Raw genomic sequence first — 26,330 nt, forward strand, 5'->3', positions numbered from 1 at the left:
CCTGTTGTGAAGGATGGTGAAGTGAATAATAACCGGGATCAATTCTATTTTTCTGCGGCCTCAGTTATTTCCGGAGTCTGTGTCTTGGGTTCACGGAAAATGTCGTCTTTCGAAACCGGGCGCAAATCGATCTGCCACTTAAAATCCGCAAGTTTTTTGTCGTTTTCAGTGAGGTCCAACAGTGGTTTCAACTCTCCGGTAGGCTGCTTCATAAAAGCAATTTTATGTATCTGTCCGTCTTTAAAGCGAATGGAAATGTTACTGCTTTCGGCACGGTTCATGCCAATAATTTCCTTGTCTTCACGGGCATAATACAGCGTTTGTCCGTTTCCGTCGACATTGATGTTGTTGAGTTCACCATTTATAACGTAACCTACCATATCCTTGCCTTTTATCTGGTCGTACATGCCCGAATCCTGTTCAGCAATAATAAAGCTGTTTTTATACATCAGAATCTGATCGGGCGCATTTGTATGCTGGATCATTTCAATACGGTCGGCACTCAGTTGCTGCATTTCCGACCAAAGTACCGGATTTCTGAACAACTGCACCAGCGAATCTTTTGTGAAATAGATCAGTGAATCGCAGATTCCCTGTACATCGCTGCGGTAAAAACGAACACCATAATAGGCCTTCACAATATTTTCACCTTCAACGGTATCGGGCATGGTGCGCAATGTGTCGGCATGCAAAAACAGGCTGTCGGTTTCGTTATACGATATGAACATAGCCGAATCAGTGACTGTGGCGAGTTCTGTGAGTTCGTTGTATTGAACACTGTTTCCGCGAACAATGGTTCTGTTTTCGTAATCTTCAAGATGAACATTCCCGTAGGCAAAACCATCACCGTTTTCTTTGTTGTAAATAATTTGTTTGGCTTTTAACAGCTGGGTTTCGTTATAAACCTCGGGGCTTTTTTTCAGATCGGCTTCACCTGTAATGGTATTGTACCAGCCATCTTCGGCATACAAAGTATTTGCTGAATCGCGTATGGTAGTTGGTCCTTCGAAATAAATAATTTCGCTTTCCGTGTTGTACTTCAAGTTGTCACTGTCGATGGTGTACTTATCGCTGAAACCCACTACACTGTCGGTAAAGTGCGCGAGCTTCTCGTTCATGTAGTATTTGCCAACTTTGCTGGTTAGTACATTGGTGCTGTCGACTATCTTACCAAAGCAGTCGTAATAACCAATGTCATTTTCCATGTCGTAATCCAGGGTGTCGGTGTACAGGATAATATCCTTGTTGTGAAGTTCAACATCATGTATGGCTTGTGCAAAACTGCGGTCGCCATCGTAAAAAACCTTTTGGGCGTAAAGATGTAGTGTGTCTCCCTGGTTAATATGAACGTGGCCAAAAGCATCTACCCGGTTCGAGCCTTCGTAGGTGTAGGCACTGTCGCAATACATCAGCACGTCCTGGTGCTTGATGATAACGTCGTTCAGCAGGCGTTGTGCATTTGCAATATGAGGACTTTGAACGAGTGCTCCGGCCTGTAAAATTTCCACCTCTTTCTTTTCCTGGGCCGACGAGAAAAAAGGCAATAAAAGTATAAGCCCCAGAATAAAGTTCCGGAAAGGGGCAGCTATTTTAGTATTGAAACGACTGGTGTGCATTAAAGCAATTGATCGATGATATCGTCGATAGATTTATTCTCGGCTTCTGCCTTGTAATTTTTTATGATCCTGTGACGTAAAATGGAAGGCGCCACTGCTTTTACATCTTCAATGTCGGGAGAATATTTTCCGTGCAATGCAGCATTGGTTTTTGCTCCAAGTACAAGGTATTGCGAAGCACGCGGACCGGCTCCCCATTTCAGGTACTGGTTTGAAACCTCGGCTGAATGCCCGTTACCCGGACGAGTTTTGGCGGCGAGTGTTACTGCGTATTGCAGTACATTGTCGTTTACAGGCACTTTACGAATCAGGTCCTGGAAGAACTTGATCTCGTCGCCCGAAATCACGGTTTTGGGTTCATTGGTATAAGTTGAAGTTGTATTTCTAACAATGGTCAACTCATCTTCGAGTTTTGGATAATCGAGCCATACCGAAAACATAAAACGGTCGAGCTGAGCTTCAGGAAGCGGATAAGTACCTTCCTGTTCAATCGGGTTTTGAGTAGCCAAAACAAAAAACGGCTTGTCGAGATCGAAGTGTTCGCCTGCAGCAGTTACCGATCTTTCCTGCATGGCTTCTAGCAATGCCGACTGTGTTTTTGGCGGCGTACGGTTGATCTCGTCGGCCAGAATGATGTTGGCGAAAAGCGGCCCCTTGATAAATTTGAAGTTGCGTTCGTTATCCAGGATCTCAGTACCGATAATGTCAGAAGGCATCAAATCGGGAGTAAACTGAATACGGTTGTATTTTAATCCGAGTGTTTTAGCAATGGTAGTTACCAGCAGCGTTTTTGCCAGTCCCGGAACACCAATAAGAAGGACATGTCCACGGCTGAAAAGTGAAACCAACACCTGGTCGATCACTTCATCCTGTCCGTAAATTACTTTCTTAATCTCGTTTTTTAATGCCTCAAATTTTTCGCGCAGGGCATCCAGCGCAGCAACATCGTTTTTAAATTCCATGGGTGTATCAGGTGCTTATTTTATCCAGTTATCGAATTTAAAGTTACAGTTTGCATACGTATTATCGATTCGGATATAGGTTTGTGACTGTTGTTCGGCAATCCATTTTTGCATTACATCCTCTTTCTTTTTAGCCAGGTAAAGGTCGGCCAGAACCTGATAATCGTTTTGCAAATCTGCTTTGTGAGCATCGATTTTATTAGTGAGTTTAACAATCTTATACACGGTTTGTTGATTCTCGGGATCGATGGTTTCGAAAGGTTGTGAAATTTCGTTCAGGTTCATCTTTGTAATTACCTTACTGATGTCGCCGTCGAGTTCTTCTATGGCAAACTTTGATGACATGGTATTTGGGTTAATTGCCAAACCCCCGTTATTTCTAGTGTTTTTATCGTACGAGAACATGCTAGCAGCCTGTTCGAACCCGATTTCGTTTTTACGGATTAGCGTTGCAAGACTGTCCAGACGATTGTACGCCTCTTCGCGTGCTTCAACCGAAACTTTAGGCCTCATAAGAATATGGCGGGTTGCTACTTTACCACCCTGTTTGTCGATTAGCTGAATGATATGGTAACCCATAGCGCTCTGTACTATGTTCGAGATCTTGTCACCCTTTAGATTAAAAGCAACAGCAGCAAATTCCGGATCTAACTCTGCGCGTCCGAAATATGGTAATTTTCCGCCATCTTTGGCCGATCCCGGATCTTCAGAATAAATCACTGCCATGGCTTCGAAACTTGAACCGTTTTCGATACGTTTCTTTATTTCGCGAAGTTTAGCCTTTACACGGTTTTGCTCTTCCAGTTCAATCTGAGGTTGCATGGTAATCTGCCCGTATTCGTATTGAGTTGGAATTGTGGGAATCTGTTCCTTGTCGAGATTACGGAAATAGTAGCGCACTTCCGAAGGCGTTACCGTAACATTCTCTACAATTTTAGAACGCATTTGTTGTGCCAGAGAATTTTCGCGGATGTTTTCCTGCAAATCTGCTTTAACTTGTGCAATCGGTTTGTTGAAATATGTTTCAATCGCACTTTCGGTACCCATATGTTGCAAAAAATATTGTATCTGTTGGTCCATTTGCTGGTTAATCTGGCTTGGTGTTACCGTGATCAAGGTATCCATTTCGGCTTCGGCAACCAGCAGTTTATTAATCAGGTAATCCTCCAGTACTTCACATTTCATGTCGCCTTCGGTGGTGATTCCCTGAGCCTGCTGACTGAGTGTTGCGTTCTCGATATCCGATTTCAGTATAATGTTACCGCCCACAATTGCAACAATCTGATCGATAACTTTATCCTGAGCCATACTTCCCAAAACAAGTAGATTCAGTAAAATGGCTCCCAGTATTTTCTTCATATTCTTCATTGTCATTCGTTCTCCTGGTATATTTTAAATTTCTTTTGACGTTCCCCTTCAGTATAAATATTGTTTTCCAGCTCTCTTAGAAATTTGATTTTACGCTGGTTCAAAATTAAATTTTTTATGTTGTTTTCCACAAATTCAAGAGGAGCAAGGTCGTTAGTCAGCATATAATCGTGAATGCTCACAAGATAGTAATAATTGGAGTCATCCATTTCTTTCAGGTTATTTCGGGTAAGAAAGCTTACCGGATCGCTGATGTTTTCAGGCAGGTTGCGGTTCAAAACAGCAAAGTCAATCCAGCTGTCGAGTGCGATCTCAAAATTTTTGGCGTACTGCATGCAATAATCCCTTAGCTCGCTTTGTCCTTCTTCCGAATCATCTTTCACCATTTCCTTTAATTGCTCGGGATTGGCCAGTTCGCTGGGGATTTTTATAAAAACGGCTTTTACGATAGAGCGGTCGAGCAAAAAGGTTTGCTTATTGGCATTGTAAAAATCTTCAATCTGCTCCGTGGTAACCACCGTATCCATGCGTTGTTTTACCAACTCGTTTTTATAACGATAAATGATTAGTGAATTACGATATTCCTCCAGTTCGTGAGTAAGGTCTTTCTGATCTTCGCTTAAATTTTCGTTGGCTTTCTGGATCATCAATTCCTGTTTAATCCACTTGTTGATGTAATCGTTAGCCAGAATGGCACTGTCTTCAGTATTTGTATTCGCCGGCATTATTCGCGAAATGTCGGAAGGGTAGAGGTAATGCGAACCAACCTGTGCCACCGGTTTCTCCTGTACCGATTCGGAACAGGCAGCCCCAGTTAGAACCACTGCAATAAACAAGCTATATTTTAGAAGCGTTTTAAACACCAGGTACCGTTTTCAATACTTTTTTATTGATCTTAACTTTATACTTCGAGCGAAGTTCTTTTATCCATTTTTCTTCCAGGTATTTTTGGTAATCAGAAATGTACAATCCGCGAGCTTCATCCAGTTCTTTAGGTTCCGGGCCAACCTTGTCGCCGCGAACGAAAGTAACTTCTTCGTTAAAACCGGCAGGTTTCGGTCCATTCCATACGAAGTAATCGACAATCGGATTTTCGCCTTCTTCCCAGGCACCGGTTTTGAATTGAATAAGTTCGCCGTCAACGTTAATGTGTTCCATTACTTCGTCGTTCGACAAACCGGCTCCAAATAAATTATCGGCTTGTTCGTGAACCGCAGGATCTTCACAGCTTATAATGCTTCCTTTAAAACGTTCGTTCCACATGTGAATTCCTTTATTCTTTTCGTAGAACGCTTCCAGACCGGCACTATCCTGACTGGCATAATTCCAGATTTTCTCCTGTGAAATATTGAACAGTAATATACCGTCGTGATATTCCTTCATCAGGAATTTGAATTCAGGATGTTTTATTTCCAGCTTTGCATCTTCCAAAGCAAGCACTTCGGCATCCACCCATTGTTCGAATTGTGTTGAATAGATTGGATTTTGTTGTTTGTTGTTTGCAATCCAACTTGTAAAATCGGCACCGGTGTAGTCTTTTCCATAAATGCTGAAAAGAACAAGCTTACTAACCGAAGCACTGTCCAAAATCGTTTTTTCCGCAAGTACCTTTTTGTTTGCCTCGTTTTCTGAATATCCATACTCATCTTTCAACGAAGCAATAAACGCGTGCTGGCTTGAATTGCTGCGTTCCGGGTCTCTTTTAATTCGCGTTTCAATCTCAGCTTTCATATCTTCAAAAGAAGCCACCGGTTTTTCATCGAGTTTTTTTATAATGTGGTAGCCAAATGCTGTTTCCACCGGCTTGGTGAAATCGCCAATGTTCTCGATGGCAAAGGCCGGATTCGAGAATTCGGGGATAATGCGTCCTGCAGCGAACCATGGCATTTTTCCACCTTCGGTAGCGGTGCGGCGGTCGTCAGATTCCTTTTTAGCCATTTCGGCAAAATCGGCACCTTTTAAAAGTTCTTCATAAATCGCGTCTATTTTTTCTTTCTGAGCTTTTCTGGTTTCTTCTGAAGCGTCGTTTGCCACATTTTTCATGATGTGGGCGACCAGAATCTCGCCTTTGTTTTTGCGAACATCGTTCACTTTTATGATGTGATAGCCAAAACGCGTACGAACCGGTTCAGAAACCTCTCCCACCGGTGTTTCGAATGCGGCATCTTCAAATGGTGCGACCATCATGAAAGCCGTGAAATAGCCCAGATGACCTTTGTTATCCTTTGCCGAAGGATCTTCGGAATATTCAACAGCTGCTTCACCAAAGTCTTTCCCGTTTACGATTTCCTCGCGGATGTTGGTTATCCTTTCCAGTACCTTGGCTTCCTGGTCGGGTGTCGCATTCTGATCAAGACGCAACAATATATGGCTGGCATCCACTTCCTTTGTCATTCGGTTGTAGGTTTCTTTTACCAGTTGCTCATCGAAATTAGTATCGGTGAGGTAGGGCGCTGCAACTTCCTTCCGGTAGCCGGCCAACTCATTGATAAAAGCCTGGCTGGTGTCCATCTTCAGGTTTTCAGCTTCAATCACTTTCAGTTTAAAATCAATGAACAGGTCGAGGTAATCCTCCGGTGATTTTTTATCAGCCTCGCTAAAAACGTTGTTGTTGTTTTTCTTGTAGATGTATTCGAATTCGGCTTTTGTAACCGGTTGACCGTCGATGGTCATTAGAATTTCATCGTCTTGTGCAAAAAGGCCGAATGCTGTAATGCATATCAATACAAATGAAAAGAATGCTCGTTTCATTACTGTTTTCTTTTTATTATTCATTTCAAAAATTCAGGGATCACTGGCGACTGCTATAATTTGGTGCTTCACGTGTAATACTCACATCGTGGGGGTGACTTTCCTGCACCCCGGCATTGGAAATCACGGTAAATTTGGCTTTTTGCAACGCTTTTATATTTGGTGCACCGCAATAACCCATACCTGCCCGCAGGCCGCCTATCAATTGGTAAATTACCTCATATAGCGATCCTTTGTAAGGCACCCGTGCAGCGATACCTTCGGGAACCAGTTTTTTGATGTCTTCTTCCATATCCTGAAAATAGCGGTCTTTCGATCCCTGCTGCATGGCTTCAACCGATCCCATTCCGCGGTACGATTTAAATTTTCGTCCCTGGTAAAGAATGGTTTCACCGGGCGATTCCTCCACTCCGGCAAACAAGCCACCGGCCATGATTGAATCGGCACCTGCTGCCAGGCCTTTAACAATGTCGCCCGAATAGCGGATGCCGCCATCGCCGATTACCGGAATCCCGGAATCTTTTATCGCTTTTGAAACGTTGTAAATGGCAGATAATTGTGGGATACCAACTCCGGCAATTATCCGGGTGGTACAAATCGAGCCGGGCCCGATTCCCACTTTTACCGCGTCGGCGCCGGCATTTACCAGTGCAATAGCTGCTTCGGCGGTACCGATGTTTCCGGCTACAACATCTTTTTCAGGATATTTTGCTTTTATTTTTTTTAGTATCTCAATTACACCTTTTGAGTGTCCGTGAGCCGTATCGATCACCAGTGCATCCACCTGCGCTTTTATCAGCTCATCCACACGGTCCATGGTATCGCCGGCAATTCCAACTCCGGCAGCTACCCGTAAACGGCCTTTTTCGTCTTTACAGGCCAGCGGCTTATCTTTTGCTTTGGTAATGTCTTTGTAGGTTACCAGCCCAATCAGTTTGTTGTTTTTATCAACTACCGGCAGTTTCTCAATTTTATATTTCTGAAGAATATCAGCTGCTTTTTCCAGGTTGGTTGATTCGGTTGTAGAAACCAGGTTTTCGCTGGTCATTACTTCGGTGATCGGACGGCTCATATTGCGTTCGAAACGTAGATCGCGGTTGGTAACAATTCCCACTAAAAAGCCACCGTCGTCAACCACGGGAATACCACCGATTTTGTATTTAGCCATGAGTTCCAAAGCATCCTTCACCTTTTTATCGGGAGTGGTGGTAATCGGATCGTAGATCATTCCGTTTTCAGCCCTTTTAACAGTCGTTACCTGGTGGGCTTGTTCTTCGATCCCCATGTTTTTATGAATCACACCAATTCCGCCTTCACGGGCAATAGCAATGGCCATTTTGTGTTCGGTTACCGTGTCCATGGCAGCCGTAAGTATCGGTGTGTTGATGGTAATATTTCGTGTGAACCGTGATGTTAGGTCTACTTCGCGTGGTAAGAGTTCTGAGTATGAGGGAAGTAATAGGACGTCGTCGAAAGTCAAACCTTCAAATTCAATTTTGTCTTTTAAAAACGACATGGCTATTGTATTAAGTGTTTTTATTAATGCGCAAAACTACAAAAAAATAGCACACAGGGAAGGCTAAAATAGGCCGTACAGCTATTTTGAACAATAAATATTGTTAAAGCCTAAAATGATTTCTTAATTTGTATTAAATGGAATCTTTTAGGCAGATACTGATCAAGCATTGGGGCTATCCCGACTTCAGACCTTTACAGCTGGAAATCATCCAGTCGGTAAAGGAAGGGAAAGACACGCTTGGACTGATGCCGACGGGTGGCGGGAAATCGATTACTTTTCAGGTGTTTTCGCTCTCGAAACCAGGTATTTGCATTGTGGTAACACCGCTTATTGCCTTAATGAAAGACCAGGTTGAGAACCTGAACAAAAAGGGCATTAAGGCGCTGGCTGTTCACAGTGGCATGTCGCCGCGCGAAATAAAACTTACGCTCGATAATGCAGTGTGGGGGTCTTACAAGTTTCTGTATGTTTCTCCGGAACGCCTTAATTCGGAGCGTTTTCTGGAGCGCCTGAAACAAATGGAGATTAACCTGCTGACGATAGATGAAGCCCACTGTATATCACAGTGGGGTTACGATTTCAGGCCCAGTTACCTGAATATTGTTGAAGTACGGAAATTCCTGCCCGATGTTCCTGTGCTGGCATTAACGGCAACGGCAACTCCAAAGGTAGTCGACGATATTCAGGAGAAGCTGGCCTTTAAAGAAAAGAATCAGCTGAGTGTTTCCTTTCAGCGCGACAACTTAAGTTACCTGGTGCGGCAAGTGGAAGATAAGGATGGATACCTGTTGAAAACGCTGAATAGAGTAAAAGGCTCGGGTATTATTTATGTTCGCAGCCGCAAGGCAACACGCGAAATAGCCGATGAATTACGTAAAAACAAAATCTCAGCAGATTATTACCATGCCGGTTTGAGTAACCTGGTACGCAGTGTGCGGCAAGACGATTGGGTGAAGGGGAAAACGCGGGTGATTGTGGCCACGAATGCTTTCGGTATGGGAATTGACAAACCCGATGTGCGTTTTGTGATTCATTTAACACCACCCGATTCACTGGAGGCTTATTACCAGGAAGCTGGTCGTGCCGGCCGCGATGGTAAAAAATCGGCGGCAGTGCTATTGTACAACAACACCGACCGGGTAAAACTGAAAAAACACATTTCGGTTGCTTTTCCCGAAATTGCCAACATTAAACGGATTTACGAAGCGCTTTGTAATTACCTCCAGGTGGCCATCGGATATGGAAAGGGCATGACTTATGAATTTAGTCTGCAGAGCTTTGCCCAGGCGTTTAAATTTCAGCAGGCCATGGTGTACAACAGCCTGAAGATTTTGCAACGGGAAGGTTTCCTTGAATTTACGGAAGAAGTGGATAATCCATCGCGGATATATTTTGTGGTTTCGCGCGACGAACTTTACAAATTTCAGGTGGCCAACGCCAATTACGATAATTTTATCAAGCTGGTATTGCGTTCATACACCGGTTTGTTTAGCGGTTATGTTCGGATCGATGAAGAACTGCTGGGCAAACGTGCCGGAATCGATGGGGATGCGGTGTATAACTATCTGAAACACCTGCGAAAATCCAATGTAATCGACTACGTCCCACGCAGCCGGACACCTTTTATTTATTTCAGCAAGGAAAGAATCGCCATCGACCGGTTAAAAATTTCGAAGGAAAATTACGATATCAGAAAAAAGGATTTTGCAGAACGAATCGATGCTGTGATTCACTATGCCGGAAGTTCGGATACCTGCCGCAGCCAGATTTTGCTGGCGTATTTTGGCGAAGACGATGCAGCACCCTGCGGCACCTGCGATGTGTGTAAGAATGTGGAACAGTTGGAGATCACCACATTTGAGTTTAAAAGTTATGGACAGCGCATTAAGAAAATACTGGCCGAGCCTTCAACCATGGAAGGGCTGATTTTTAAACTAAAAGGCGAACCTGAGAAAATGCGAAAAATACTGAAATGGTACCTCGACAACAATAAGATCATTTACCGCATTGACGGGCTGTTGGAGTGGAAGGAGTAGTTGAGAGTTCAGAGCCCGCCTGCCAGCCCGAAAGAACCATTCTGGCGGGAACGAATTCATTCGGGCAGGTTCAAAGTTCAGAGTTTAAGGTATAGTCGCAGTTTTCAGTCTCAGTTATCAGTGAATTAAAGTGTAAAAGTTAAGACTTGATCTGACAGTAAGGCATTTTTGCCTCTATCGAGACAATGCGTTTTCCAAGGCATTTTCTCTTGGAATGATTAGTGGGAATGAGGGGCTGGATTGCCCCTTTTTACCATTCCAGTCGGTCAGATTATCCCTTGCAGGTTGGTCGCCACCAGAGCCTGTTTCCGTTTCATCTGACACCGTTAAAGATACAACATTTTGAAACTGATTGCTTAGCAGCTTTTCTTTTGCCAGATGCAGACTATCGTTCCAGGTTTGCATAGGTGTTTTCCCAAAGCAGTATTTCCCGGAATGAGGTCTGTGATTGTTGTAATAATCCAGCCAGACATCAACATCTGCCTGTAATTCTTCGATTGTGTTGTAAATCTTTTTTCGGAATGCAGTAGCATAAAACTCATCCTGCATTGTTCTGTGGAAACGTTCACAAATGCCATTGGTTTGCGGACTTTTTGCTTTTGTTTTGGAATGGTCAATATCCTCAATGGCAAGATATAACTGATATTCGTGATGTTCTCTTGCCCCACAGTATTCAGTCCCCCTGTCGGTCAGTATCCGCATCAAAGGAATACCGTATCTGTCGTAAAGGGGAATCACCCGATCATTCAGGGTATCGGCAGCAACCAATGCAATTTTTCGGTCGTAGAGTTTCGCTGTTGCTACTTTGGCATAGGTATCAATATAGGTTTGCTGGTATATTTTCCCAACACCTTTGATATAGCCGACATAGTAGGTATCCTGAGCTCCCAGATAGCCGGGATGATAGGTTTCAATCTCGCCTTGTGCCTGTTTTTCTTCCTTCGCTTTTTCCAATGCCACAACTTGAGCCTCAGTGAGAATATAACCATCTTGTGCTACCTTGGCTTCAAGGGCTTTCAAACGCTTTTTAAAGGTTTCCAGGTCATGCCTGAGCCAAACGCATCTGACTCCTGCTGGCGATACAAAAATCCCTTCCTTTTTGAGTTCATTGGAAACACGGGTTTGCCCGAATGCAGGGTTCTCGATGGCAAAGGCAACAACCCTTTCTTCAATCTCAGCAGCAATTCGGTTTTTTACATTGGGCTTTTTTCTGCTTAACTCTTTAAGTCCGACTTCTCCGCCTTCTTCAAAGAGTTCTTTGTATCGGTAAAAAGTATCCCGGCTGTAGCCTAAATACTTACAAGCAGTGGAAACATTTCCTAATTGTTCGGCTAATTGCAATAAGCCTAACTTGCTTTTGATTAACTTTGATTCTGTATTCATTTCTGACAGTTTTAAAAGGTGAAACTTATTTTTATTCGCAAACTAAATTTATTCAGTTTTGCCTTTTAACTGTCAGATTAAATCGAAACTATTTCAATTAAAGCATTTTGGCATTCAAGCATTCTTGCCCTCAATCCTTCAAACCTTCAGTCATTCAGTTTGGGGTTTTCAATCAAAAATCTTCAATCGTTGATCGACATTCGATGTTCAAAGTTTTCAGTATTCAGTCTCAGTTATCAGTGAATTAAAGCATAAGGCATTTTAGCATTATTGCATTCAAACCCTCAATCCTTCAGTCCTTCAAACCTTCTGTCCTTCTGTTTGGCGTTTTCAATCAAAAATCTTCAATCGTTGATCGACATTCGATGTTCATAGTTTTCAGTATTCAGTCTCAGTTGTCAGTGAATTAAAGCATAAGGCATTTTAGCATTATTGCATTCAAACCCTCAATCTCTCAACTCTTCAATCCTTCTGTTTGGCGTTTTCAATTTAAAATCTTCAATCGTTAATCGACATTCGATGTTCAAAGTTTTCAGTCGCAGTCTCAGTTTTCAGAATATTAAAGCATTAAAGCATTTTGGCATTCAAGCTCTCTTGCCCTCAATCCTTCAACTCTTCAGTCCTTCTGTTTGGGGTTTTTAATCAAAAATCTTCAATCGTTAATCGACATTCGTTATTCAAAGTTTTCAGTCGCAGTCTCAGTTTTCAGAATATTAAAGCATTCAAGCATTCAGTCCTTCAATCCATCAGTCCTTCCAAATCTTGCCGCTTGCGGCTCGAAGCTAAGCGCTTTCTTCTTAAAAAATCTTTACTACTTTTGCAGCATATTTTTATAGTGTACTAATGAACGATCAGGGTGTCAGCCAAATAGTGTATTCCAAAAATGTGGTGGAGTTTGTTACTGTAGCCAGCGAGTATTGCGCTACTATTGAAAACGCCGGTCATCATACACCCAAGGAAAATCTGGACAAACTGCAAAAGATCCTTCCGCTGCTCTATCTGAAAGCTGCTTTGCTGCCAAAAGTGGAATCAGTAATGGAGGAGGAACTGGAAAAGTTTGTTTCGGAACTGGATTACAATACCGTTCATCAGAAGTGGCTTCAATTACTGGGTGAGCACGATAGTTTTTACGAAGTTTTCGATCCGAGCATTCAGTTTGGCGACGAAACGGTTACGGCCAGTATTTCCGAAAACCTGGTAGACATTTACCAGGATCTGAAGGATTTTATAACTTCCTACAGCATTGGAAACGAGGAAGTAATGAACGATAGTCTGGCTGAATGTGTTTTTCACTTTAGCGAATTTTGGGGGCAACAACTGGTAAATGTTCTGCGCGCAGTGCACATGCTGGTAGTTGGCGATGTTGATTTTACGGAAGATACTTCGGATGAAGCCGCTCCCGGAAAAGGAAATCCCAAATGGTTGGATAACTTTTGGGGCACGAATGAAGAGGAAGATTAAATGTTTAAAGAAAGCATAACAAACGAAGAGTTAGTTGAAATGCCTTTGAAATCATTCGAAGGCGAAATCATAGTGATCGATTCAATAAAAAAGGTTCGGAGTGCTGTGAAAGAATTGTCAAAGCACCGGATCATTGGTTTCGACACTGAAACAAAACCTTCCTTTAAAAAAGGGGTGGTCAACAAAGTAGCTCTTCTGCAGCTTTCAACCCGTAACCGCGCTTATTTATTCCGAATCAATCTCATTGGGTTACCAAAGGAAATTGTGAACTTGTTGTCGAACAAAGACATTATTAAACCCGGCGTTGCCATACGCGATGATATAAAAGGCTTGCAGGAATATGCAAATTTCAAACCAGCCGGTTTTGTTGAATTGCAGGACGAAGCCAAAGATATGGGCATTCAGAATTTCAGCCTGAAAAAGTTAACCGCCATTGCCTGTGGTTTCCGCATCTCAAAAGGGCAGCAGTTGTCGAACTGGGAAGCGCCGGAACTTACCGAGCCACAGCAATTGTATGCCGCTACCGATGCCTGGGCTGCATTGGTTATTTTCGAACATTTTTCAAACAATTAATTTATGTCAGCCAATCTGGTTCAAGTTGTTCTGAAATCGGGAAAGGAACAATCGCTGAAGCGTTTTCATCCCTGGGTATTTTCAGGTGCTATCCGCGAAATGAGCGGGGAGCCCGCAGAAGGTGAGCTCGTAAAAGTATTCTCGAATAAAAATGAGTTTCTCGGAATTGGTCACTACCAAATCGGATCAATCGCGGTGCGTATCGTTTCTTTCCTCGATTTAGAGGTGAATTACGAGTTTTGGAAAGAGAAAATCGAAAGTGCCTGGAACCTGCGTAAAATGCTGGGGCTGGCTGAAAGCGATGAAACCAATGTTTTTCGCCTGGTACATGGCGAAGGTGACAACATGCCCGGTTTGATCGTTGATTTCTACAATGGAACAGCTGTAATGCAGGCGCACTCGGTGGGTATGCACTTTACCCGCGAACATGTGGTAAACGCATTACGCGAGGTGTTGGCCGAAAAACTAAAAGCAGTTTATTACAAAAGCGATAAAACTCTGCCCTTTAAGGCGAATATCGAATCGGCGGACGGTTACCTCTTTGGTAATGATTCAGAAACAGAGGTAAAAGAATACGGCCTGAAATTTAAGGTCGACTGGGAAGATGGCCAGAAGACAGGTTTTTTTGTCGATCAGCGCGAAAACCGAAAACTGGTAGAAACCTATTCCAAAGGTCGCGAAGTGTTAAACATGTTTTGTTACACCGGTGGATTTTCGTTTTATGCCATGCAGGGTGGGGCAAAACTGGTGCATTCAGTAGATGCTTCGGAAAAAGCCATTGAACTGACCCGCGAAAATGTGGAACTGAATTTTCCCGGCGACAAACGTCACGAAGCTTTTGCTGCCGATGGTTTTGAATATCTAAAAAACATTCAGGATAAATATGATCTGATCATTCTCGATCCTCCTGCATTTGCCAAGCACCGCAGGGCGCTCGATCAGGCTTTAAAAGGCTACAAACGCATAAATACACGCGCTTTTGAACAGATCAGAAGCGGTGGTGTGGTATTCACTTTCTCGTGTTCGCAGGTGGTAACCAAAGATAAATTCCGCGAGGCCGTGTTTACTGCCGCAGCCATTGCCGGAAGAAAAGTTCGCATCCTGCATCAGCTTACTCAGCCCGCCGACCACCCGGTAAATATTTACCATCCGGAAGGAGAGTATTTGAAGGGTTTGGTTTTGTATGTGGAGTAGTTGATGGACGAAGGATTGAAGGATTGAAGGATTGAAGGACTGAAGGATTGATGGGAGATTGAAAGAAGATTGATGGAGATTAATTGTGAAATTGAAAAATTGAAAAATTGCTGAACTGTTAAATTGAATATCATGGCGTTAATGATCATTATCCAATTTTGAATATTCAATTTCCGACTACCAAACAAGCTCGCGGCTCGCAGATCATCGCTAAAATTAGAAATTACAATCAATCGCAAGAAGTCACAATAAATCACTATAATTAACCTGTTAAAAAGGAATACAAGTTTTAAGAAGCAATAAATAACTACAGGATTATGGAACTGCAAAAGACAGCCGATCAATATAACACCCAACTTGAAAAACAATCAATAGTTGAGAAACTGAAATTCCTTGCGGAACAGCACCCCGGGAAAGTGGTTTTTACAACCAGCTTTGGTTACGAAGACCAGGCGATCACAGATCTGATCTTCGACAATGACATTGATATTAAAGTGATCACGCTGGATACCGGGCGTCTTTTTCCTGAAACGTACAAGGTATTCCGCAGTACAGTGGAGCGCTACAAAAAAGAAATTCAGGTTTATTTTCCGCCGGCTGATAAAGTAGAAGAGATGGTCACGAAGAAAGGACCTTTCAGCTTTTATGAATCGCTTGAAAACCGTAAAGAGTGCTGTTTTATCCGTAAAGTAATTCCCTTAAAACGGGCGCTTGCCGGCAACGATATCTGGATAACCGGCCTTCGTGCTGCACAGTCGGATAACCGCAGCGACATGAAGGAATTTGAAGTGGATGAGGGCAACAACATCGTAAAGTTTAATCCGCTTAAAGGCTGGAGTCTCGACGAAACCATCGCCTACATCAAAGAAAAGCGAATACCTTACAATGTTCTACACGATAAAGGTTTTGTAAGCATTGGCTGCCAGCCTTGTACACGTGCCATTCAGCCGGGCGAAGATTTCCGTGCCGGACGCTGGTGGTGGGAACAAGGTACGGGCAAAGAATGTGGCCTGCACGAAGTGAAAAAATAAGCCGGACTCAAAATATTTCAACCTCCTTTCAGCAAAGTCTATTGGTGATATGAATTATCTATTGGTAGTTGGGAACCAAAAACTCCGACTATTGTTTGATTATTAACAGTTATAGAATGGAAGCATTAAAAAAGAAGCGTTTACAGATTATCTTTCTGGTTTTAGGAGCTATTGGTGGATTTTTATATTGGCGGTTTGTGGGCTGTACCAGCGGAACCTGTGCCATAAAATCGGTTTGGTACTGGAGCACATTATGGGGCGCTGCAGTTGGTTACCTGGCAGGAGATTTTCTTAACGACCTACTTCTGAAGGTGAAGAAGAAAAAAGAAACGAATAATGATAGGGAAGTTTAAAAATATTATTAATTCAAGTCGTCCGGTTTTAGTCGATTTTTATGCCGAATGGTGTGTGCCGTGTAAACAGGTACCTCCCATTTTAAAAGAAGTTAAGGAAGAGTTTCGCGAACAGTTGCGAATCATAAAAGTTGATGTTGACCGGAACCCGAATATTGTTACAAAATACCAGATAAGAAGTGTGCCAACCATAATGTTGTTTAAAAACGGCGAAGCAAAATGGAGCGGAGCAGGTGTGCACTCAGCAAACGAAATTAAACTCATCGTTCAACAGGAAATAGAAAATTAAAAAACAATAGTTTGGCTGATAAGCAGAACATATTCTATACCTCCATTTCGACACATTATTCCGATATTTTTCCTTATAATCCCAAACAGTTATTCTTTGTGGCGAATAAACTGGGATCACTTCCCGGGAAACAGATTTTGGATATTGGTTGTGCTACCGGACAATTAACCTTTCAACTGGCAGCAGAAGGCGCCGAAGTTACCGGCATCGATTTGAATGAAGATTTGCTGGCTCAGGCAAAAGAGAACATTCCGCAACCTAACCTAAAATTTCAGTCAGGCGATATGCTCGAACTTGAAAATGATTTTCGAGTCGGGCAGTTCGATAGTATTTTGTGTTTTGGGAATACGATGGTTCATCTGCAAGCCCTGACGCAAATGCGTAAAATGATCTTTTCCGTATACAACCTACTTAAAGAAGGTGGACATTTTTTGTTGCAGATTCTGAACTACGATCATATTCTTGCTGAAAATATTACCGAACTTCCCCTTATTGAAACCGACGCCATTAAGTTTGTTCGTAAGTACGAATTCTTACCCGAAAGTCGACTGATAAACTTTAAAACCGACCTGCTCATCAAGCATGAAAACAAGTTGATTTCTAATACCACTACTTTGTTTGCTTTAAAAAGTAAAGAGCTTGTGCATTTACTCATTACGGAAGGATTCAAATCGGTTGAGTTGTATTCCAATTTTAATTCCGACCCGTTTGGAGGAAATCATTTACCACTGGTTGTTAGTTGCCGGAAATAGAAGCGTCAAAGGAAAATTCTCAAACTAACAATTTCATTTAAAACGTTTGGCAGTCCTGGAATTTGTAATCCATTGCGGTAAAAAATGCTATTTTAGCGAGAAAACCGGATCAATGACCAAATTTCTACTATTTTCAATTTTGTTATGTTTAATTCTGAACGTAACAGCCCAGACAAATTATATGCAACAGTGGCCCTCGTTTCGTGGCCCGTTTGCTCGCGGATTTATTGATAATGTTCAAACCGTGAAAGACTGGAACCTGGAAACAGGCGAGAACATCTTATGGCAAACTCCGATCCCCGGTCTGGGGCATTCCTGTCCGGTAATCTGGGGCGATAAGATGTTTATAACAACCGCCATAAGCGGATCGGGTGAAGACTACCTGAAAGTTGGTTTGTATGGTGACGGCGATGCGGTTGAAGATACTTCGGAACACGAATTCAAACTGTATTGTCTGGATAAAAACAACGGTAAAATTCTTTGGGAACGCTTGTGTCATAAAGGTGTTCCGGTGGTAAAACGGCACACCAAGGCTTCACAGGCCGATCCAACTCCCGCAACCGACGGAAAGCATGTGCTGGCATTTTTTGGCTCGAATGGATTGTACTGTTATAACCTGGATGGCGATTTATTATGGAGCAAAAAGTTTGGCAAAATGAATGCCGGTCCGTACAACGCACCCGAACTGGAGTGGGGCTTTTCAAGTTCTCCAATCATTCACAAAGGCAAAGTTGTTTTGCAATGCGATTTTTTGGGAGATGGATTTATAGCTTGCTACGATGTGGAAACAGGAGATTTTGTCTGGCAGGTTGCCCGCGACGATGAATCAACATGGAGTACGCCGACAGTATTTGAGAAAGACGGTAAAACTCAAATTGTGGTGAATGGCTGGAAACATATGGGAGGATATGATTTTGAAACCGGGAAACCTATCTGGCGAATGAGTGGCGGCGGCGATATTCCAACGCCAACGCCGGTAATTGCTAACGATCTCATATTCATAAATAATGCCCATGGCCGGTATTCGCCGATTTATGCGGTAAAACCCGATGCAACCGGAGACATCACTTTAGGCGAGGATGAATTGTCGAACGATTACATTGTTTGGAGCGTTAAACGCGGAGGCGCTTATATGCAATCGCCGTTGATTTACCGCGATTATCTGTACAACCTGCAGGGAAATGGTTCCTTGTCGGTTTTTAAGGCAACCACCGGCGAATTGATGTATAAAGAAAGCCTGGGATCGGTGGGCGGATTTTCAGCTTCGGGAGTTGCTGCCGGCGATCTGGTCTACTTTTGTGCCGAGCAGGGTGATGTTTTTGTGGTGCAGGCCGGTCCGGAATATAAAGTGGCTGCACATAATAACATGAACGACATTTTAATGGCCTCGCCCGCTATTTCTGAAAACGTGATTTATTTCCGTGCTCAGAAATCTGTGATTGCGGTTGGGAAGAAATAAGGGAACCTTCTCCCGAAATATTTAGGTGTAATTTCTGTGATCGAATTACGTCGATCGTTGAGCAGAAGGATGTCATCCGTCAACTGACGGATGACATCCTTTTTTGTGGAGGTGTAAGCGCCGAAGATTGAAGCGGTTTCAAACCGCTTCACCCTTTTTTGCGGTACACCCACCACCAGATAAGTACACCGCTAATGAGTACAATCAATAAACATATTCCGGCCAGCGGAACAAAGAGAATGTAAAACGGACCAAGTATATTTTCAAAGATTCGTCCGGTGTGTATTTCCTGCGAAACATTCCAAAGCGACATTGGTGAAGCGAATCTGATTTCCCCAGGCATTTCAGGAAACTTGAGGGATGACATCCCTTGAGCCCCCATATTGTAATCGAACCACCACGCCTTGTCTTTGGCAACGATCATTCCGGCTACCATTTGATTGCCGATTGGACGGCTCATTCCCTGTGGCGCCTGATAAGGTAGCCCGCTGAAATAGTCGCGTACTTCGCCCGAGTACATATCCCACACAAACATGCCGCTAAACGATCCAACCAGCAGTTTAGTTGCGGTTAGTTGCTCAAGTACGTTGCAGCCCATCACACTTACCGGCGGTTGGTAGGCTGCAGGAATCAACTGTGCTTTCAGTGCTTCATCGGCAAAATAAAAACCTTCGGCAGTAGAGAAAATATAGCGTTGGTTGGTTTCGTCCCACAATACGCGCCGCAGTTTATCGAGCCAGGGATTCGGACTGTCGAGGTGAGTGCCGGGAATGATCCCGACTTGTTTACTGGCAATGGCAATTAACAGCGGAGGCCGCAGGTGTATGCCGGCAAATGTGTTGATCAGCAAAAACAGAGCAAAAATATAACCCACTACATTGTGCCAGTGCAGGTTGGTTTTCTTAATAGCAACCATCGACTGTACCTGTTTTTCTTTTTTCTTGCGCCTTTTAATGATTTTCGGAAAGAAAAAGTGCAGCAATCCGGTAACCGAAAGAATAATGGTGACGATGCCCAGCAGATCGACAATCAGTTTTCCGGTAAGGCCAAAAAGTTCGCCGCTGTGCAGTTGCCAGAATGTATCGAACAATCCTGCTTTTCGATCGTAATTCACCGGCTCCGGTAGTTGTATTTTGTTGAACATTTCGCCATCAGCGCTTGTAAACAGGTAATCGCGGGTTAAAATCAACAGTGTGTCGTTTTTCAAACCAATATCCGCAATCCTGTCGTTTTTCGCCGGCAACTGAACTTTTTCCCATGTTCCGGCTGTAGTGAACCGTTTGTACAATCCGAGGTGTGTGCCTGCAAAAAGTTGATTCCGGAATTCCTGTAAGGCATAAATTTTACGGTTATCGATTCCCTTTGGAAATCCCTGGTTAAAGTCCCTGAAGTTTTGAAAATCTTCGTCACACTTCCATATCCCGATGTTTCCGTAGATGAGCATGTCTCCATTCAGTGGCAGGGAACCGCGCACTGCAGCCTGGTCCCAGTTGGTATAGGTGTAATTTGCAGGCAGTAAATTTCGCGAAATAGCAACTCCCGAAAAAACACCGCGGTGGTTCATTACAATACCCGAAGCCGCAAACAAAACGGCAATAAATGCAATGATTATTGCCGGCCATTTATGTAATTTTTTGAAAAATCGGATCCATTTCGTTTTTCTCATCGGAAAGCGAAGATTGAATTAAGGTATTATGGTTAAATGTTCTATTTAATAAACGAAGGATTTACTGATAACATCAGGTAAGCCCAGTGCTGGCCGGTGGAACTGTCGCCACCTTTTAAAATCTCCATGGAATCGCCGGCAAACAGGGTTGAATAGCCCAGCGATAACGAGGTAAACGGATTAACGGTCCACTTAGCTGCCAGGTCGAGTTCGGTGCCCAGGTAGTTGGATGCATCGGCTGCTATTTCGGCTGCAGCACCAAAATAGTGGAGGTGTGCATCAAATGTCCACTGATCTTTTGTGAAGTGGTATTTCAAATAAACGTCGTTCAAACCCACCGAACCGATGTGATTTCCTACATAGAAGTAATCCATAAAACCATTGAATTTGTGGTTGGTTCCGTACAGCGGAGTGAACGATTTGTATTTGTCGGTTTCGTTGTAAGCCGTTCCCGAAAGGAATTCGTAGCCTAAAACAAAGTTTTTAAAAGCCCCTTCGATTAGAAAATTGAGCGCACTTATTTTTTTTCCTGAAACGTGTTTCCCGGTTTGTGTGTACAGGTTCGACGCCAGTTTTAGGTCATCTACATTGGTGGTGAATCTTCCACCAATTGTCTGACTGTAGCGGTTTTTTTGTTCTTCGTTGTCCATGTACGGTACTCCGTTATTCAGGATCAGCAAACTTAACGAACTGTTCTCCCACGGTTTATTAAACCACAGAAACTGAAGGTCTTTATAGGCATCCGGTCCGTTATAAATGTTGTCGGTGATATCGCTGTTTTCGTGATGCGCGATTCCAAAATGCAATTTTACCGCATCTTCGTATTTAAAAATGGCCATGTCGTGCGAGCGGGCCTGTTGGGCCCAGCCCACATTTCCAAAAATGCGGTGATCGTCGTAAACCACTTCCTGCCTGCCTGCTTTTAACGCGAATTTCGGGTTGAAGAAAACTTCGGCCCACGCCTCATGAACGGAAATTCCGTAATCTTCGTTACCAACCAGTTGCGGCTGGCTTCCCCACTGGCGAACATCTTGCAAAACCAGAGCGGTTGCAATAAATTCGTTTTTAAACATCGCATTTAAACGCGTACGCTGTGAGGTAATCAACGACGCATTCTGATCTTGGGTAGCCAGTGATTTGTATCCTTTGCTTAACTCGGTACGTGGCCTGTATTCGCCTGTTAATGAAAACTGAGCTTTTCCGGAGAAGGATATTAACATGATAGTTGCCAGAAGAATGGCTGATTTGTAACTATTCATTGCAAGTATTTTTGTAGGTCTTATTCGTTTAACTGAACAACCGCATCGTATGTTTTTTCGCGTTCTGCTGCATCTTTCATCCATTGGGGAACAATGGTTTTCAGGAAATCCTTTTTATCCTCATTAAGTTTCTTCATATCGAGCCCTATAAATTCCTGGGCTTTGGCTTTTGTTGCAATATCAGGATACGGAATTTCTTTGTTGAAACCAAGGTCAGCCAGTAAACGCGCCAGTTCTATGCGGGTGTCCTGTGCGATGGTAATACCTGTTGAAATAACACGGCCAACTTCAATTGGTGAATGGAAAGATCCGCCATGACTGGCGGCTGCATAATCCCAGCGCCATTGTGCATGCCGTATACCCATCAATATTTCCTGCATTTGCGCGTCATTTGCACCCAGATCCCATGCTTTTTTCGCTTCAACATGTGCGCGAACCAACAATTCTTCCAGTTTATCCCTGCTCTCAATAATTTTATCCTGACGTTCGTAAACATTGGCAAGTAGAGTGCCGGCTTCTTCGCGGTGGCAAACCTGGCACGAATTCGCAATGTTGTTCAGTGGCGATTGCATGTGATGATCGGTAAATTTCTGTCCGCCTTCGCTTTTATAAGTCATGTGGCAATCGGCACAAGAAACCCCGCGTTGTGCATGAATTCCTGTTGAAAAAATCTCGTAACCGGGGTGCTGCGCTTTTAGCATTGGCGCTTTGCTCAGGCCGTGAGTCCAGTCGCTGAATTCAATATTGTCGTAGTATTCTTCCATGGCTTCAACGCTAAAACCATTGTCCCAAGGGAAAGTAAGGTATTGGGCACCTTCCACTTTTTTCTTGTCGAAATAGTATTCCACATGACATTGTGCGCAAACCAGGCTACGCATTTCCTGGTGGCTGGCTTTTGTAATGTCTTTCCCCATTCGTTCAAATGCTTCCACCAATGCCGGACGGGTAATTGTAAGGTTCATGGTTTCATTGTCGTGGCAATCGGCGCATCCGATTGGGTTTACTACATCTGCTCCTAATCCTGCCCAACTTCCGGTATAAAACTGGGCTACGCCGCGTTCGTTCATCAGTCTCGGAACATCGGGGCTTTTACAGGTCATGCAGGTTGCCGGCATCGGTCCTTCACTGGGTTTTTTAGGTGCTCCGGTCCTCAAAGTATTTTGTACATCAGTGATCGAATAGTAGTGTCCACGGCCCTGGTTGTAATCTTTCGAGAAACCGTAACCTGCCCAAAGGACAACCAGTCGCGGATCAACTTCCAGCATATCAATCATGGCATTACCGTTGTATTTACTTCTGTAGCTGGTGTCAGCAGTTCCGTAATACGATTGAAATTCGCGTGGATAATTCTGTCCCCACACTTCATTACGAGGTTCAAATTTTCCGATTTCAGCTTTCGGAACATTCACATAGGCTGCTTCCGTTCTTCGTTCAACAATAGATGAAGCCAGCAAGCCCAGCAAGAAAACAACAACAACGGTTGTAAGAAACAGTGTCCATGCCAGCCAGGGGCGTTTTTCGGTTAGTTTTTGTTTTGCGCTCATGATATTCGAATTAATTATTGTTTACATATTTTTTTATCCAATTCGGAACCGGACTCTCGGGTAGCGGAACTTGTGCATTGGGAACACTCGAAATGCTGTTTACGCGACCGTGAGGAACTTCGCGGTGGCATTCCACGCAACGTCGGTCTTCGCGATGTGCTTTGTGTGCTTCTAAATTTCCAATCAACTTGGGATCTTCAAGCAGTTTTTGATGACAACGAATGCAATTATTCTGTACTACTTCCGCACCTTCTTCGTGAATGTAAATTACCTGGGGTTCTTTCCGCAGGGTAAAAATGGTGGCGTGACGCAAACCGTCTTTCGCCTTAAAATAATATTTGTTGAATACGTTATTATGCGGAACATGGCAATCGTTGCAATGTGCAACTTCGCGGTGCGAGCTGTGCTGCCATGTAGCGTATTGTGGAGCCATAATGTGGCAGTTGGTGCAGGTCGCCGGGTTGTCTGAAAGATAAGAATGTGCTTTCGAAACATAAAGCAGAAACAATACCAGGCCTGCGAATATGCTTAAGATAAATATTACAGGAAGCTGCCATTTTTTAGGCGGAAGTAGTCGTTGTAGCATCTTTAAGGTCGATTAATAAATTCGTAGTAAATATCTTTTGTTTACTAATCATATTTTGTAACAGATGTTACAATCTGAGGTGTTTGTGTTAATTATCGTGTTAGTATTTTAAAACATTATGCGACATGACAATTATAAGGAACAGGAAGCTTTCGTTTGATTAATTTTGTTGCTACCAAAAAATTCAACCAAAATGAAGCAAAACCTATTCCTGGGAGTGGAGGCTATTGGGCAGGCTGCCATCGATGGTGGCATTTCAGGTGTTTACGCCTATCCCGGAACTCCTTCAACCGAAATAACAGAGTTTATTCAAAATAGCGATAAGGCGACGGAAAAAGGGATCCGTAGCAAATGGTCGGCCAACGAAAAAACGGCATACGAAGCGGCGCTCGGCATGTCGTATGCCGGAAAACGATCGATGGTGTGCATGAAACACGTGGGTTTAAACGTGGCTGCCGATGCTTTTATGAATTCGGCCATCACCGGAATCAACGGAGGTTTAGTAGTTACCGTTGCCGACGATCCCTCGATGCATTCGTCGCAGAATGAGCAGGATTCGAGGTACTACGGAAAGTTTGCGATGATACCAGTTCTTGAACCTTCGAACCAGCAGGAAGCTTACGACATGGTTTACCACGGTTTTCAACTATCCGAAGATTTGGGTGTGCCGGTTATGGTGCGCATCACAACGCGTCTGGCACATTCGCGTTCAGGTGTTGTTCGCAGTGAAGAACAGCCTCAAAATCAGTTGGTGTTACCTGCCGATCCAAGTCAGTTTATTTTATTGCCATCGAGTGCTCGCAAACGCTACCAAAGTCTGCTCAGCAAACAAGGTGAATTTGAAAAAGCCGCTGAAGAATCGAACTACAACAAACTTAACATTGGATCGGATAAAAGTCTTGGGATTATTGCCTGTGGAATTGCTTTCAATTATTTGATTGAGAATTTCCCGGATGAAAGTTGTCCGTACACTGTTTTGAAATTATCGCAATACCCGGTTTCGAATGCGCTGGTTCTCGAAATGCAAAAACACTGCGAAGAAGTACTGGTAATGGAAGAAGGTTACCCGGTGGTTGAAGAACTGGTAAAAGGTATTTTTTCGAAAAAAATAAAGGTGAGTGGCAGGTTAAGCGGCGCATTGCCACGTTCAGGCGAACTGAATGCCGATCTTGTTGCACTGGCCCTGGGACACGAGGAAAAACAGGGACCATCGGTTCCTGATCTAGTGGTGAATCGTCCGCCGGCTTTGTGCCAGGGATGTGGCCATCAGGATATGTACAAAGCGCTTAACGAGGCCGTCGACAAATACTCGAAAGGCAGGGTGTTTTCCGATATCGGTTGTTATACGCTGGGTGCGTTACCGCCTTACAAAAGCATTTATTCCTGCGTTGACATGGGGGCTTCGGTAACCATGGCCAAAGGCGCTGCCGATGCCGGACTGATTCCTTCGCTGGCTGTGATCGGCGACTCAACATTTACGCATTCAGGAATCACCGGTTTGCTGGATGCCGTTAATGATAACTCGAACATAGTGGTTGTTATTTCCGATAATGAATCGGTTTCGATGACCGGAGGACAGGAATCTTCGGCGCTGGGAAAAATTGAAGCGATCTGCGCAGGTGTTGGCGTTCTTCCCGAGCATATTCGCACGCTGATTCCCATGAAAAAGTACCACGATATGATGGTAAAAACTTTTGAGGAGGAGATTGCTTACGAAGGCGTGTCGGTGATTGTATTCCGAAGAGAATGCATTCAGGCAGCAGCCCGCAGATTGCGTAAGGAAAAGAAAATGAAGGAAAACCCAAAAAAAATGGCACAATGAAGACAGACATCATATTAGCCGGAGTTGGCGGACAGGGAATTTTGTCCATCGCATCGATTTTAGGCGATGCGGCATTACACGAAAACTTATTTTTAAAACAGGCCGAAACTCACGGCATGAGTCAGCGGGGAGGTGCGGTGGTGTCTCACCTGCGCATTTCGGATAAAGCCATTGCTTCTGATCTGATCCCATTAGGTTCGGCAGACCTTATCCTGTCGGTTGAACCGATGGAGGCCTTGCGTTATTTACCGTATTTGTCGCCAACAGGTTATGTGGTAACCAATACAACACCGGTTTTGAATATTCCTAATTATCCGGAACTCGAAGCTGTTCTAGCAGAAATAACAAAGCAGGCACAGCATGTGGCTATTGATGCTGATGAAATAGCCGGCGAAATCGGAAATAAACGTGCCTCAAACATGGTGATGCTGGGTGCTGCAGCTCCTTTTGTACATATTCATGCTGATAAAATTGAGGCTGGCATTTCCCGCATTTTTGCGAAAAAAGGAGAAGCGGTAGTAGACCTTAACATAAAAGCCTTCAGAGCCGGATTGCAATTCGCTTTAGATAACCGGTAATTGCAGTTTGTCGTTTCCTGATTTGAGTGTTTGTTTAAAATAAATTTAAATAAGCATTCTGTGTTGTGAAGCTTATTGTTCTTCTAATCGTTTCGTAATAAAATAGATAACTTAGTTTCGGTATTTGT

21 protein-coding genes and 1 pseudogene are annotated in these 26,330 nt (G+C 43.6%); 11 read left to right on the forward strand and 11 right to left on the reverse strand.

Features of this window, described 5'->3' with window-relative positions; genetic code table 11:
- Positions 1–44: 44 nt before the first annotated feature.
- The 6 genes from HFD85_RS15415 to guaB are packed head-to-tail and all read right to left on the reverse strand — an operon-like array spanning position 45 to position 8,213.
- Positions 45–1,616: an OstA-like protein gene (locus HFD85_RS15415; RefSeq protein WP_167611795.1), complete on the reverse strand. Its 1,572-nt coding sequence runs from the start codon at positions 1,614–1,616 to the stop codon at positions 45–47.
- On the reverse strand, positions 1,616–2,578 hold the full coding sequence (locus tag HFD85_RS15420; protein WP_167611798.1) for an AAA family ATPase: 963 nt from the start codon (positions 2,576–2,578) through the stop codon (positions 1,616–1,618). Before HFD85_RS15420 ends, HFD85_RS15415 begins: the two co-directional genes overlap by 1 nt.
- 15 nt (positions 2,579–2,593) lie before the next feature.
- On the reverse strand, positions 2,594–3,937 hold the full coding sequence (locus tag HFD85_RS15425; RefSeq protein ID WP_167611800.1) for a peptidylprolyl isomerase: 1,344 nt from the start codon (positions 3,935–3,937) through the stop codon (positions 2,594–2,596).
- An 11-nt stretch (positions 3,938–3,948) separates the two neighbouring features.
- The gene (locus HFD85_RS15430; RefSeq protein ID WP_167611802.1) at positions 3,949–4,809 is read right to left on the reverse strand and encodes a hypothetical protein; all 861 of its coding nucleotides are present in this window, start codon (positions 4,807–4,809) and stop codon (positions 3,949–3,951) included.
- Positions 4,802–6,697, reverse strand: coding sequence for a peptidylprolyl isomerase (locus HFD85_RS15435; RefSeq protein ID WP_167611805.1), 1,896 nt, complete (start codon positions 6,695–6,697; stop codon positions 4,802–4,804). The genes HFD85_RS15430 and HFD85_RS15435 overlap by 8 nt, the downstream gene beginning before the upstream one ends.
- Positions 6,698–6,737: 40 nt before the next feature.
- The gene (gene guaB / locus HFD85_RS15440) at positions 6,738–8,213 is read right to left on the reverse strand and encodes an IMP dehydrogenase (RefSeq protein WP_167611808.1); all 1,476 of its coding nucleotides are present in this window, start codon (positions 8,211–8,213) and stop codon (positions 6,738–6,740) included.
- Positions 8,214–8,350: 137 nt separating this feature from the next.
- Between guaB and HFD85_RS15445 the strand changes: the two genes are divergently transcribed.
- Complete coding sequence (locus HFD85_RS15445) at positions 8,351–10,252, forward strand: RecQ family ATP-dependent DNA helicase (RefSeq protein ID WP_167611811.1); 1,902 nt, start codon at positions 8,351–8,353, stop codon at positions 10,250–10,252.
- A gap of 354 nt (positions 10,253–10,606) precedes the next feature.
- On the opposite strand, the pseudogene HFD85_RS15450 reads toward HFD85_RS15445, so the two are convergent.
- Positions 10,607–11,635: pseudogene (locus HFD85_RS15450) on the reverse strand (IS481 family transposase); the annotation flags it as partial.
- A gap of 843 nt (positions 11,636–12,478) precedes the next feature.
- On the opposite strand from HFD85_RS15450, the gene HFD85_RS15455 reads away from it, so the two are divergent.
- From HFD85_RS15455 to HFD85_RS15490, 8 genes are all read left to right on the forward strand, one after another.
- Positions 12,479–13,096, forward strand: a complete 618-nt coding sequence (locus HFD85_RS15455; protein WP_167611814.1) for a DUF5063 domain-containing protein — start codon at positions 12,479–12,481, stop codon at positions 13,094–13,096.
- Positions 13,097–13,669 carry a 3'-5' exonuclease gene (locus tag HFD85_RS15460; protein ID WP_167611817.1) on the forward strand — a complete coding sequence of 191 codons (573 nt, stop codon included), beginning with the start codon at positions 13,097–13,099 and terminating at the stop codon, positions 13,667–13,669.
- A 3-nt stretch (positions 13,670–13,672) separates the two neighbouring features.
- On the forward strand, positions 13,673–14,863 hold the full coding sequence (locus HFD85_RS15465; protein ID WP_206081992.1) for a class I SAM-dependent rRNA methyltransferase: 1,191 nt from the start codon (positions 13,673–13,675) through the stop codon (positions 14,861–14,863).
- 314 nt (positions 14,864–15,177) lie between these two features.
- Positions 15,178–15,894 (forward strand): phosphoadenylyl-sulfate reductase, encoded by a 717-nt coding sequence (locus HFD85_RS15470; protein WP_338087641.1) that lies wholly within the window; start codon positions 15,178–15,180, stop codon positions 15,892–15,894.
- A 116-nt stretch (positions 15,895–16,010) separates the two neighbouring features.
- Positions 16,011–16,247, forward strand: coding sequence for a DUF6132 family protein (locus HFD85_RS15475; protein ID WP_167611823.1), 237 nt, complete (start codon positions 16,011–16,013; stop codon positions 16,245–16,247).
- The gene (trxA, locus tag HFD85_RS15480) at positions 16,231–16,536 is read left to right on the forward strand and encodes a thioredoxin (RefSeq protein ID WP_206081993.1); all 306 of its coding nucleotides are present in this window, start codon (positions 16,231–16,233) and stop codon (positions 16,534–16,536) included. The genes HFD85_RS15475 and trxA overlap by 17 nt, the downstream gene beginning before the upstream one ends.
- A gap of 11 nt (positions 16,537–16,547) precedes the next feature.
- Entirely contained in the window at positions 16,548–17,288 is a 741-nt protein-coding gene (locus HFD85_RS15485) for a class I SAM-dependent methyltransferase (RefSeq protein ID WP_167611826.1), read from the forward strand.
- 112 nt (positions 17,289–17,400) lie between these two features.
- Positions 17,401–18,747: an outer membrane protein assembly factor BamB family protein gene (locus tag HFD85_RS15490; protein WP_167611829.1), complete on the forward strand. Its 1,347-nt coding sequence runs from the start codon at positions 17,401–17,403 to the stop codon at positions 18,745–18,747.
- A 148-nt stretch (positions 18,748–18,895) separates the two neighbouring features.
- Here HFD85_RS15490 and HFD85_RS15495 read toward each other — a convergent pair whose 3' ends face one another.
- The 4 genes from HFD85_RS15495 to nrfH are packed head-to-tail and all read right to left on the reverse strand — an operon-like array spanning position 18,896 to position 23,802.
- A complete protein-coding gene (locus HFD85_RS15495) occupies positions 18,896–20,413 on the reverse strand; it encodes a PepSY-associated TM helix domain-containing protein (RefSeq protein WP_167611832.1) in 1,518 nt (505 codons plus the stop codon).
- 41 nt (positions 20,414–20,454) lie between these two features.
- Entirely contained in the window at positions 20,455–21,672 is a 1,218-nt protein-coding gene (locus tag HFD85_RS15500) for an alginate export family protein (RefSeq protein WP_167611834.1), read from the reverse strand.
- A gap of 20 nt (positions 21,673–21,692) precedes the next feature.
- Positions 21,693–23,216, reverse strand: coding sequence for an ammonia-forming cytochrome c nitrite reductase (gene nrfA / locus HFD85_RS15505; protein ID WP_167611835.1), 1,524 nt, complete (start codon positions 23,214–23,216; stop codon positions 21,693–21,695).
- 10 nt (positions 23,217–23,226) lie between these two features.
- Complete coding sequence (gene nrfH / locus HFD85_RS15510) at positions 23,227–23,802, reverse strand: cytochrome c nitrite reductase small subunit (protein WP_167611837.1); 576 nt, start codon at positions 23,800–23,802, stop codon at positions 23,227–23,229.
- A gap of 193 nt (positions 23,803–23,995) precedes the next feature.
- Between nrfH and HFD85_RS15515 the strand changes: the two genes are divergently transcribed.
- Both HFD85_RS15515 and HFD85_RS15520 read left to right on the forward strand, forming a co-directional pair.
- A complete protein-coding gene (locus HFD85_RS15515) occupies positions 23,996–25,624 on the forward strand; it encodes a thiamine pyrophosphate-dependent enzyme (protein WP_167611840.1) in 1,629 nt (542 codons plus the stop codon).
- Entirely contained in the window at positions 25,621–26,202 is a 582-nt protein-coding gene (locus HFD85_RS15520; RefSeq protein WP_167611843.1) for an indolepyruvate oxidoreductase subunit beta, read from the forward strand. Before HFD85_RS15515 ends, HFD85_RS15520 begins: the two co-directional genes overlap by 4 nt.
- The last annotated feature ends 128 nt before the right edge of the window (positions 26,203–26,330 follow it).

The organism is Maribellus sediminis (genome assembly GCF_011799805.1).
In the GTDB taxonomy this organism is placed as follows: Bacteria; Bacteroidota; Bacteroidia; order Bacteroidales; family Prolixibacteraceae; genus Draconibacterium; species Draconibacterium sediminis_A.